Below are 10264 nucleotides of genomic sequence, written 5' to 3' on the forward strand. Positions count from 1 at the left end.
GCGCCTTCGGCATCTTCATGGGGCTGCTGCGCGGGGCGATCGCGGCGGCGCTGCGCGACGCGGCGCGCGGGCGCGCGGCCGCCCCCTGGCTCGCCCGCCATCCGCTTGCCGTGTGGGCGGCGCTGTGGGATAGGCTCGGCGACCTTGCGGACGACACCGAGCGGTTGAACCTCGACCGCAAGCAGGCGGTGCTGACGGGCCTGTCCTGGCTCGCGCGGCCCTGACGGGGGCGTCCGGACCCGGAACCGGACAGCCCATGGCGAAGCCACCGATCTACTACACGACGCCGATCTACTACGTGAACGACAGGCCCCATATCGGGCACGCCTATACCTCGCTCGCGACCGACGTGCTGGCGCGCTTCAGGCGCCTCGACGGGCACGAGGTCTTCTTCCTGACCGGCACCGACGAGCACGGCCAGAAGGTGGAGAAGGCGGCGCAGGATGCCGGCGAGGACCCGCAGGCCTTCACCGACCGGGTGAGCCAGGCCTTTCGCGACCTGACGGCCACCATGGGCTTCTCGAACGACGACTTCATCCGCACCACGGAACCGCGCCACAAGGCGGCCTGCGTCGCGCTGTGGAAGGTGCTGGCGGAGCGCGGCGAGATCTACCTCGGTGACTACGAGGGCTGGTACGCCGTTCGCGATGAAGCATTCTATGGGCCGGACGAACTCACCGAGCGGGACGGGGTGAAGTACGCGCCCTCCGGCGCGCCGGTGGAATGGGTGCGCGAGCCCTCGTACTTCTTCCGCCTCGGCCGCTGGCTGCCGGAACTGCTGCGCCGCTACGACCTGCCCGAGGGCGATCCCGAGCGCATCGACATCCAGCCCGAGAGCCGCCGCAACGAGGTGCGCGCCTTCATCCAGCAGGGGCTGAAGGACTTCGCCGAGCGGCCTGAGAAGCTGGATCTTTCGGTGTCCCGCACCTCCTTCACCTGGGGCGTGAAGGTGCCGGGCGACGAGGCGCATGTGATGTATGTCTGGCTCGATGCGCTGACCAACTACATCACCGCGGCGGGCTATCCCGACACCACGGCGCCGCGCTGGAAGTTCTGGCCGGCGGATGTGCATTTCGTCGGCAAGGACATCGTGCGCTTCCACACCATCTACTGGCCGGCCTTCCTGCTGGCCGCCGGGCTGCCGGCGCCGCGACGCGTCTTCGCCCATGGCTGGTGGACGAACGAGGGGCAGAAGATCAGCAAGTCCCTGGGGAACGTGATCGATCCTGTGGCGCTGGTGGAAGAATTCGGCCTCGACCCCGTGCGCTACTTCCTGCTGCGGGAAGTGCCCTTCGGGCAGGATGGAGACTTCTCCCGCAAGGCGCTGGCGAACCGACTGAACGGGGAGCTGGCGGATGCGCTGGGGAATCTCGCGAACCGCACGCTGAGCCTGATCCAGCGCAATTGCGAAGGGCGGCTGCCGGCGCAGGGCGACCCGGCGGTGGGCGCGCCGCTGCTGGGTGGCGTGCAGGCCCTGGCCGGGCAGGTGCGCGAGAGGCTCGACCGGCAGGAATTCCACCTGGCGCTCGAGGCGATCATGGCCTCGGTGCGCGAGGCCAATGGCTACATCACCCAGGAGGCCCCGTGGGCGCTGAAGAAGACCGACCCAGTGCGGATGGCCGCCGTGCTGCGCGCGCTGCATGACGCGCTGCGCGCCTACGCCACGCTTCTGCAGCCCTTCATGCCCGGCAGCATGGCCGCGCTGCTGGACCAGCTCGGCGTGCCGCCCGATGCGCGGGACTTCGCCGCGCTCGCCATGCCGCTGCCCGAAGGCACGCCGCTGCCGCCGCCCGCGCCGCTCTTCCGCAAGATCGACCTGGCGGCCGCCTGATGCTGGTCGATAGCCATTGCCACCTCGACTACTACGTCGAGGCGGAGATCGAGCAGGTGCTCGCCCGGGCGCAGGAGGCCGGCGTCGGGCGCATGGTGACGATCGGCGTGCGCATGTCCCAGGCGGCCGCGGTGAAGGCGCTGGCCGAGCGTTTCCCGCAGGTCTGGGGCACGGTCGGTATCCACCCCCACAATGCCGGGGAAGGCCCGCTGCCCACGCCCGAGGAGATCGCCGCCGAGGCCGACCACCCGCGCATCATCGGCATCGGCGAATCCGGGCTGGATTATTTCTACGACAAGGCACCGCGCGACGCGCAGGCCGAGAATTTCCGCCGCCACATCCGCGCCGCGCGGATCGCCGGGCTGCCGCTGGTCATCCACGCCCGCCAGGCGGATGACGACATCCTGGCCATCCTGCGCGAGGAGCGCGACGCCGGCGGACCCTTCGACTTCCTGCTGCACTGTTTCAGCAGCGGCCGGGCGCTGGCGGAGCAGGCGGTCGCGATGGGCGGCTATGTCTCCTTTTCCGGTATCCTGACCTTCCCGAAATCTCAGGAATTCAGGGAGATCGCACGCGATCTTCCGGCAGACCGGCTGCTGGTCGAGACCGATGCGCCCTATCTCGCGCCCGTGCCCTTCCGGGGTAAGCGCTGCGAGCCCGCGATGGTGGCGCATACCGCGCGGGTGCTGGCGGAGGTGCGCGGCATGACCCCGGAGGCGCTGGCCGAGTTCACGACCGGCAACTTCCATCGCTTGTTCAGGAAAGCCGCGTAAGGCATTGTTGAAGGTCACCATCCTGGGGTGCGGCGGCTCCGGTGGCGTGCCGCAGATCGGCGGCGCCGATGGCCGCGGCTGGTGGGGGGACTGCGACCCGGCCAATCCGCTGAACCTGCGTACGCGATCCTCCATCCTGATCGAGGGGGGCGGCGCGGGACGGCTCCTGGTCGACACCGGCCCCGACCTGCGGGCCCAGATGCTGGCCTGCGGCGTGCCCGGCGCGGATGCCGTCCTCTATACGCACGACCATGCCGACCACATCATGGGGCTGGACGAGATCCGAATCCTGAACCGGCTCGCCGGGCGGCCGCTCGAGGCCTTCGGGACCGAGCGCACGCTGTCGATCCTGCGCCAGCGCTTCGACTACGCCTTCCTGCCCTCGACCGCGCCGCACTTCTTCCGCCCGGCGGTGGAGCCCGTGCGCGTCGCGCCCGGTGAGACGCGGGAGATGGCGGGCCACCGGGTCGAGACCTTCCGCCAGGACCATGCGGTGATGGAGACGCTCGGGCTGCGGGTCGGCGCCTTCGCCTATTCGACCGACCTGGTGCAGCTGCCGCCCGAGAGCCTGGCGCGGCTTCACGGCCTGGATACCTGGGTGGTGGGATGCTTCCAGCGGCGGCCCCACAAGGTCCATGCGAACCTCGACCAGGTGCTGGAATGGGTCGATGTCCTGAAGCCGCGGCGGACGGTGCTGACGCATATGAGCCCCGACCTCGACCATGGCTGGCTGCTGGCGAACCTGCCGGCGGGGGTCGAGCCCGGCCATGACGGGATGGTGCTGGACCTGCCAGGCTGAGGGCCGCGGCGGATTTGCAACGATCGGGCGGCGGGGCTTTCGCGACCGCGGGGGATGCCCCACATTCGCCCAGACGCGACCGGGGCTGATTCGCCGCCGCCGCCACGGAAGGACCAAGCCATGATCAGGGATCGTGACCCTGTCGAAGTCTACAACAACACCCTGGTGCCGATGGTCATCGAGCAGACCGCCCGGGGCGAGCGCGCCTTCGACATCTATTCGCGCCTGCTAAAGGAACGCATCATCTTCCTGACCGGGCCGGTCTTCGACCAGGTCTCGTCGCTCATCTGTGCGCAGCTGCTGTTCCTGGAGAGCGAGAACCCGTCCAAGGACATCGCCTTCTACATCAATTCTCCGGGCGGCGTGGTTTCGGCCGGGCTCGCGATGTACGACACCATGCAATACATCCGCTCCCCGGTCAGCACGGTGTGCATCGGCCAGGCGGCGTCGATGGGCTCGCTGCTGTTGTGTGCCGGGGCCAAGGGCAAGCGCTACGCGCTGCCGAACAGCCGGATCATGGTGCACCAGCCCTCGGGCGGGGCGCAGGGCCAGGCGGCGGACATCGAGATCCAGGCGCGCGAGATCCTGAAGCTGCGCCAGCGCCTGAACGAGATCTACGTGAAGCATACCGGCCAGCCGATCGAGGCGATCGAGCGCAAGCTCGACCGCGACAGCTACATGTCCGCCGAGGAGGCCCGCGACTTCGGCCTGGTGGACCATGTGGTCGAGGAACGGCCGGTCCCGGCGACCGAGCCCACGAAGGCGTGATGCGCCGGCCGCCCGGGGGGATGCCGCCGGGCGGCTTTCGCTTTTCCCCGGCCGGGCCGGGGGCTACATTCCTGTTGCAGTTCCCCGCACTTCCGGGGAACACGGAGAGCGCATGAGCAAGTCCGGCGATTCCAAGAACACCCTCTACTGCTCGTTCTGCGGCAAGTCGCAGCACGAGGTCCGCAAGCTCATCGCCGGCCCGACGGTGTTCATCTGCGACGAATGCGTCGAATTGTGCATGGACATCATCCGCGAGGAACACAAGACCACGCTGGTGAAGTCGCGCGACGGCGTGCCGACGCCGAAGGAGATCTGCAAGGTCCTCGACGACTACGTGATCGGGCAGGACCATGCGAAGAAGGTCCTCAGCGTCGCGGTGCACAACCACTACAAGCGCCTGGCGCATGGCGGGAAGAACTCGGACATCGAGATCGCCAAGTCCAACATCATGCTGGTCGGCCCCACCGGGTCGGGCAAGACGCTGCTGGCGCAGACGCTCGCGCGCATCCTCGACGTGCCCTTCACTATGGCGGATGCGACCACGCTGACCGAGGCCGGCTATGTCGGCGAGGATGTCGAGAACATCATCCTCAAGCTCCTGCAGGCCGCCGACTACAACGTGGAACGCGCGCAGCGCGGCATCGTCTACATCGACGAGGTCGACAAGATCTCCCGCAAGTCCGACAACCCGTCGATCACGCGCGACGTGTCCGGTGAGGGCGTGCAGCAGGCGCTGCTCAAGATCATGGAAGGCACCGTCGCCTCCGTGCCGCCGCAGGGCGGGCGCAAGCATCCGCAGCAGGAATTCCTGCAGGTCGACACCTCGAACATCCTGTTCATCTGCGGCGGCGCCTTCGCCGGCCTCGAGCGCATCATCGGCGCGCGCGGCAAGGGCTCGGGCATCGGCTATGGCGCCGAGGTGCGCGACCCGGACGAGCGCCGCACCGGGCAGATCCTGCGCGAGGTGGAGCCCGAGGACCTGCTGAAATTCGGTCTGATCCCGGAATTCATCGGCCGCCTGCCGGTGGTCGCGACGCTGGACGACCTGGATGAGAAGGCGCTGATCGAGATCCTGACCAAGCCGAAGAACGCGCTGGTCAAGCAGTATGCCCGGCTGTTCGAGATGGAGGGGGCGAAGCTCACCTTCACCGAGGACGCGCTGAAGGCGGTGGCCACGCGCGCCATCCAGCGCAAGACCGGCGCGCGCGGGCTGCGCTCGATCATGGAAGCTATCCTGTTGTCGACCATGTTCGACCTGCCTGGCCTCGATTCCGTCGAGGAGGTCGTGGTGAACCGCGAGGTCGCGGAAGGCCGCGCCCAGCCGCTCTTCATCTATGGCGAGAGGCCGGCGGAGCAGACCTCGGCCTGAGGCGGCGGGGCGCGGGCCCGCGCCCTGTCAAGATCTTGAGCGGGCGCCACGGGGCCCCACATCCGGGAGATACCGTGGCGCCCCGCCCGTGCCGCCTTTGGGCGGGCCGGGCGCCGACTGTCCCTGTGAGGTCACATGACGGAAACCATCCGCGGCGAACTGCTCCCGGTGCTCCCCCTGAGGGACATCGTGGTGTTCCCGCACATGATCGTCCCGCTCTTCGTGGGCCGCGAGAAATCGGTCCGCGCGCTGGAAGCGGTGATGAAGGACGACAAGCAGATCCTGCTGGTCGCGCAGAAGAACGCCGCCCAGGATGACCCGGGCGCGGACGACCTCTATCAGGTCGGCACAGTCTCAACCGTGCTGCAGCTGCTGAAGCTGCCCGACGGCACGGTGAAGGTGCTGGTCGAGGGCGGGCGTCGCGCGAAGATCGCCGCCTTCAAGGAAACCGCCAACTACTTCGAGGCTTTCGCCGAGGTGGTCGAGGAGACCATGGCCGAACCCCGCGAGGCGGAAGCCCTGGCGCGCACCGTGGTCTCCCAGTTCGAGCAGTACATCAAGCTCAACAAGAAGATCGCGCCCGAGGTACTGGTCTCGATCAACCAGATCGAGGAGCCGGCGAAGCTCGCCGACACCGTGGCCTCGCATCTGGGCCTCAAGATTCCCGAGAAGCAGGAGCTGCTCGAGACGCCATCCGTGACGGCGCGGCTCGAGCGCGTCTTCGCCCATATGGAGGGCGAGATCGGCGTTCTGCAGGTGGAAAAGCGCATCCGCAACCGCGTGAAGCGGCAGATGGAGAAGACGCAGCGCGAGTACTACCTGAACGAGCAGCTCAAGGCGATCCAGAAGGAACTGGGCGAAGGCGAGGACGGGAAGGACGAGGCCGCCGAGCTCGAGGCGCGCATCAAGGCCACCAAGCTGTCGAAGGAAGCGCGCGAGAAGGCGATGCAGGAGCTCAAGAAGCTCCGCACCATGTCGCCCATGTCCGCCGAGGCGACGGTGGTGCGCAACTACCTCGACTGGATGCTGTCCATTCCGTGGAAGAAGCGCTCCAAGGTGCGTAACGACATTGTCGCCGCCGAAGCCGTTCTCGAAGCCGATCACTACGGGCTCGAGAAGGTGAAGGAACGCATCATCGAGTACCTGGCGGTGCAGTCGCGCAGCCCGAAGATCCGCGGCCCGATCCTGTGCCTGGTGGGTCCGCCCGGCGTGGGCAAGACCTCACTCGGCAAGTCCATCGCGAAGGCGACGGGGCGCAACTTCGTGCGCATGTCGCTCGGTGGCGTGCGCGACGAGGCGGAGGTGCGCGGCCATCGCCGGACCTATATCGGCTCGATGCCCGGCAAGGTGATCCAGGGCATGAAGAAGGCCAAGACCAGCAACCCGCTGTTCCTGCTGGACGAGATCGACAAGCTCGGCGCCGACTGGCGCGGGGACCCGTCCTCCGCGCTGCTGGAGGTGCTGGATCCCGAGCAGAACTCGACCTTCGCGGACCACTACCTCGAGGTGGACTACGACCTGTCGGACGTGATGTTCGTGACCACCGCGAACTCGCTCCGCATGCCGCAGCCGCTGCTCGACCGCATGGAGATCATCCGCATCCCCGGCTACACCGAGGATGAGAAGATCGAGATCGCCAAGCGCCACCTGATGAAGAAGGTGAGCGAGGCGAACGGCCTGAAGGCGGGCGAGTGGAGCCTGTCGGAGGAAGCGATCCGCGACCTGGTGCGCTACTACACGCGCGAGGCGGGGGTGCGTAACCTCGAGCGTGAGATCGCGGGCCTCGCGCGCAAGGCGGTGAAGGAGATCGTCTCCAAGAAGTCGAAGAAGGTCGCGATCACCGCGCGTAACCTCGAGAAGTTCGCCGGCGTGCGGAAGTTCCGCTACGGCGAGGCCGAGGCCGAGGACATGGTCGGCGTCGTCACCGGCCTGGCCTGGACCGAGGTGGGCGGAGAGATTCTGACCATCGAGAGCGTCATGGTGCCCGGCAAGGGCAACGTGAAGACCACGGGCAAGCTCGGCGACGTGATGCAGGAGAGCGTGTCCGCCGCGATGTCCTACGTGCGCTCGCGCTCGACCAGCTTCGGCCTCAAGCCGACGATGTTCGAGAAGCGCGACATCCACGTGCACGTGCCCGAGGGTGCGACGCCGAAGGACGGTCCTTCGGCCGGCATCGCGATGGCGACCAGCATCGTCTCGGTGCTCACGGGCATTCCCGTGCGGCGCGACATCGCCATGACGGGCGAGATCACGCTGCGCGGGCGGGTGCTGCCGATCGGCGGGCTCAAGGAGAAGCTGCTGGCCGCGCTGCGGGCCGGCATCAAGACCGTGTTCATCCCGAAGGACAACGAGAAGGACCTGGCCGAGATCCCGGACAACGTGAAGAAGAACCTCGAGTTGGTTGCTGTCTCGCACGTCGACGATGTCATCGGCCGGGCGCTGGTGAGGAAGCCCGAGCCGATCACCTGGGAGGAGCCGGAGGAGACACCGGCGCCGCGCGGGCCGGAGCAGGGCAGCGTGGGAACGGTGCTCCCGCACTGACGTCTTCTTCTCAGTTCGACGCCTGAAAAACCCCGGCGAAGCGCGGCTTCGCCGGGGTTTCCTGTGGAAAACCCAGGAAAGCGTTGCAGTTTTGCCGCATCGGGTCCCGCGAATGGCGGTTTTCCGCCGCGAATCGGGTGCTGCATCGTTGACGCTGTGAAATCGGCACTCCTACTCTCCGCCCCGACATGGCCGGGCGAATCGCACCGGCGCGTCATCCGCGGGACCAACGGAGGGATACCCCAGTGAACAAGCAGGACCTCATCGCCGCCGTCGCCGAGGCGACCGATCTGCCGAAGGCGAAGACGGGCGACGTCGTGGACGCGGTCTTCGCCGCGATCGAGAAGGCGCTGTCGAAGAAGGGCGGCGAGGTTCGCCTGGTCGGCTTCGGCACCTTCTCGACCTCCAAGCGCAAGGCCGGCAAGGGCCGCAACCCGCGCACCGGCGAGGAGATCAAGATCCCCGCCAGCACGACCGTGCGCTTCAAGGCCGGCAAGGGCCTGAAGGACGCCGTGAACTGATCCTGCCGCTTCGGCAGCGTCGCATGGGGGCCGGTCCGCGAGGGCCGGCCCTTCCTGTTGATGGGGGCTGCGAATCCCACCCTCGCGCGGGGCACCCGATCTGCGGTAGGGAACGATACAGGGGGCGCTTAGCTCAGCTGGTAGAGCGCCTGCTTTACACGCAGGATGTCGGCGGTTCGAACCCGTCAGCGCCCATTTTTCCTGCTGCACCCGCGATGCGGGTGCAGCAGGAAAAATCCCCCGGAGGGAGAGAGAAGCGACCCGCGACGCACTGCGTCGCGGCGCGGACCCCTAATCCGCGCAACACGCACACTCACCCGCTTGACGAAACCCGCCCCACCCCGTATCCCCCGCCACCTGTCGCGCAAGCGGGTGTAGCTCAGTTGGTTAGAGCGCCGGCCTGTCACGCCGGAGGTCGCGGGTTCGAGCCCCGTCACTCGCGCCACGCGACGACAGCGATGGAAAAGCGGCGCCGCGGCTATGCCCGGCGCCGCTTTCGCGTTCTGGACCCGCGCGCGCCCGATCGTGACGCAAATGCTTGAAAGCAGGACCCTGCGACCTATGGCGGAGCGCCCCAAGGGCGGCTAATGTCCGCCCGCGCTGCGCTGCGGCAAACGCCAACGTGCAGCCGCCGCATGCCCGGAACAGGGCAGGGGAGTTGAGGTTGAGATGACCGAGCCGCTGCTGGCCGCGTATTTCCCGGTGCTCGTTTTCCTGGGCATCGCGGCGGGGATCGCCATCGCGATGGTGGGCGGGGCTTTCCTCGCGGCGAAGCAGAAACCCTATGCCGAGAAGCTCTCGGCCTATGAATGCGGCTTCGCGCCCTTCGACGACACGCGCCGGCGCTTTGATGTGCGCTTCTACCTGGTCGCGATCCTGTTCATCATCTTCGACCTCGAGGTGGCCTTCCTGTTCCCCTGGGCGATCGCGCTGGGGGATATCGGCTGGCTCGGCTTCTGCTCGATGATGGGCTTCCTGTTCGTGCTAACGGTCGGCTTCGTCTACGAGTGGCGCAAAGGCGCCCTGGACTGGGAGTGAGCGCAGCATGAGCAGCGCCAGCAACGATATCGCCTGGAACAAGGACGCGCTGCCGCCCGGCGCGGCGCAGGACGCGGTCATCAATGCCGTGACCGATGAGATGCAGGAGAAGGGCTTCGTCGTCGCCAACATCGACAAGGTGGTGAACTGGGCGCGCACCGGGTCGCTCTGGCCGATGACCTTCGGCCTGGCCTGCTGCGCGGTGCCGATGATCCACGCCTACATGGCGCGCTACGACCTCGACCGATTCGGCATCATCCCGCGCGGATCGCCGCGCCAGTCGGACGTGATGATCGTGGCCGGCACGCTGACCAACAAGATGGCCCCCGCCTTGCGCAAGGTCTACGACCAGATGAGCGAGCCGCGCTGGGTCATCAGCATGGGCAGCTGCGCGAATGGCGGGGGCTACTACCACTACTCCTACAGCGTGGTGCGCGGCTGCGATCGCATCGTGCCCGTGGATGTCTACGTGCCGGGCTGCCCGCCGACGGCAGAGGCGCTGGTCTACGGCATCCTGCAGCTGCAGAAGAAGATTCGCCGGACGGGGACCATCCTGCGTGGCTGAGAACGAGATCGCGGCGGCCGAGCCGGCCGCGCCCGAGAACTCGCTGCGCGCGCTGGGCG

General features: G+C 67.7%; 9 protein-coding genes, 2 tRNA genes and 1 pseudogene. All 12 read left to right on the top strand.

What is annotated here, in order from left to right:
* Window positions 1–224 (top strand): annotated as a pseudogene (locus HW578_RS17065) (DNA polymerase III subunit delta'); the annotation flags it as partial.
* 32 nt (window positions 225–256) lie between these two features.
* Entirely contained in the window at window positions 257–1831 is a 1575-nt protein-coding gene (gene metG / locus HW578_RS17070) for a methionine--tRNA ligase (protein ID WP_198371817.1), read from the top strand.
* Window positions 1831–2604, top strand: coding sequence for a TatD family hydrolase (locus HW578_RS17075; RefSeq protein ID WP_198371818.1), 774 nt, complete (start codon window positions 1831–1833; stop codon window positions 2602–2604). Before metG ends, HW578_RS17075 begins: the two co-directional genes overlap by 1 nt.
* 7 nt (window positions 2605–2611) lie before the next feature.
* A complete protein-coding gene (locus HW578_RS17080; protein WP_198371819.1) occupies window positions 2612–3403 on the top strand; it encodes an MBL fold metallo-hydrolase in 792 nt (263 codons plus the stop codon).
* Window positions 3404–3523: 120 nt separating this feature from the next.
* On the top strand, window positions 3524–4171 hold the full coding sequence (gene clpP, locus HW578_RS17085; RefSeq protein WP_232479053.1) for an ATP-dependent Clp endopeptidase proteolytic subunit ClpP: 648 nt from the start codon (window positions 3524–3526) through the stop codon (window positions 4169–4171).
* Window positions 4172–4283: 112 nt separating this feature from the next.
* Window positions 4284–5540, top strand: a complete 1257-nt coding sequence (clpX, locus tag HW578_RS17090; RefSeq protein ID WP_198371820.1) for an ATP-dependent Clp protease ATP-binding subunit ClpX — start codon at window positions 4284–4286, stop codon at window positions 5538–5540.
* Between the two features lie 135 nt (window positions 5541–5675).
* Window positions 5676–8081 (top strand): endopeptidase La, encoded by a 2406-nt coding sequence (lon, locus tag HW578_RS17095; protein WP_198371821.1) that lies wholly within the window; start codon window positions 5676–5678, stop codon window positions 8079–8081.
* Between the two features lie 188 nt (window positions 8082–8269).
* Window positions 8270–8602: an HU family DNA-binding protein gene (locus tag HW578_RS17100; protein WP_232479054.1), complete on the top strand. Its 333-nt coding sequence runs from the start codon at window positions 8270–8272 to the stop codon at window positions 8600–8602.
* A gap of 122 nt (window positions 8603–8724) precedes the next feature.
* Window positions 8725–8797 (top strand) — tRNA-Val (locus tag HW578_RS17105).
* A gap of 173 nt (window positions 8798–8970) precedes the next feature.
* Window positions 8971–9047 (top strand) — tRNA-Asp (locus tag HW578_RS17110).
* Window positions 9048–9271: 224 nt separating this feature from the next.
* Complete coding sequence (locus HW578_RS17115) at window positions 9272–9640, top strand: NADH-quinone oxidoreductase subunit A (RefSeq protein ID WP_198371823.1); 369 nt, start codon at window positions 9272–9274, stop codon at window positions 9638–9640.
* Between the two features lie 7 nt (window positions 9641–9647).
* Entirely contained in the window at window positions 9648–10205 is a 558-nt protein-coding gene (locus HW578_RS17120) for a NuoB/complex I 20 kDa subunit family protein (RefSeq protein WP_198371824.1), read from the top strand.
* The last annotated feature ends 59 nt before the right edge of the window (window positions 10206–10264 follow it).

The sequence above is a fragment of the Roseomonas rosulenta genome (assembly GCF_016106005.1).
GTDB lineage: Bacteria > Pseudomonadota > Alphaproteobacteria > Acetobacterales > Acetobacteraceae > Neoroseomonas > Neoroseomonas rosulenta.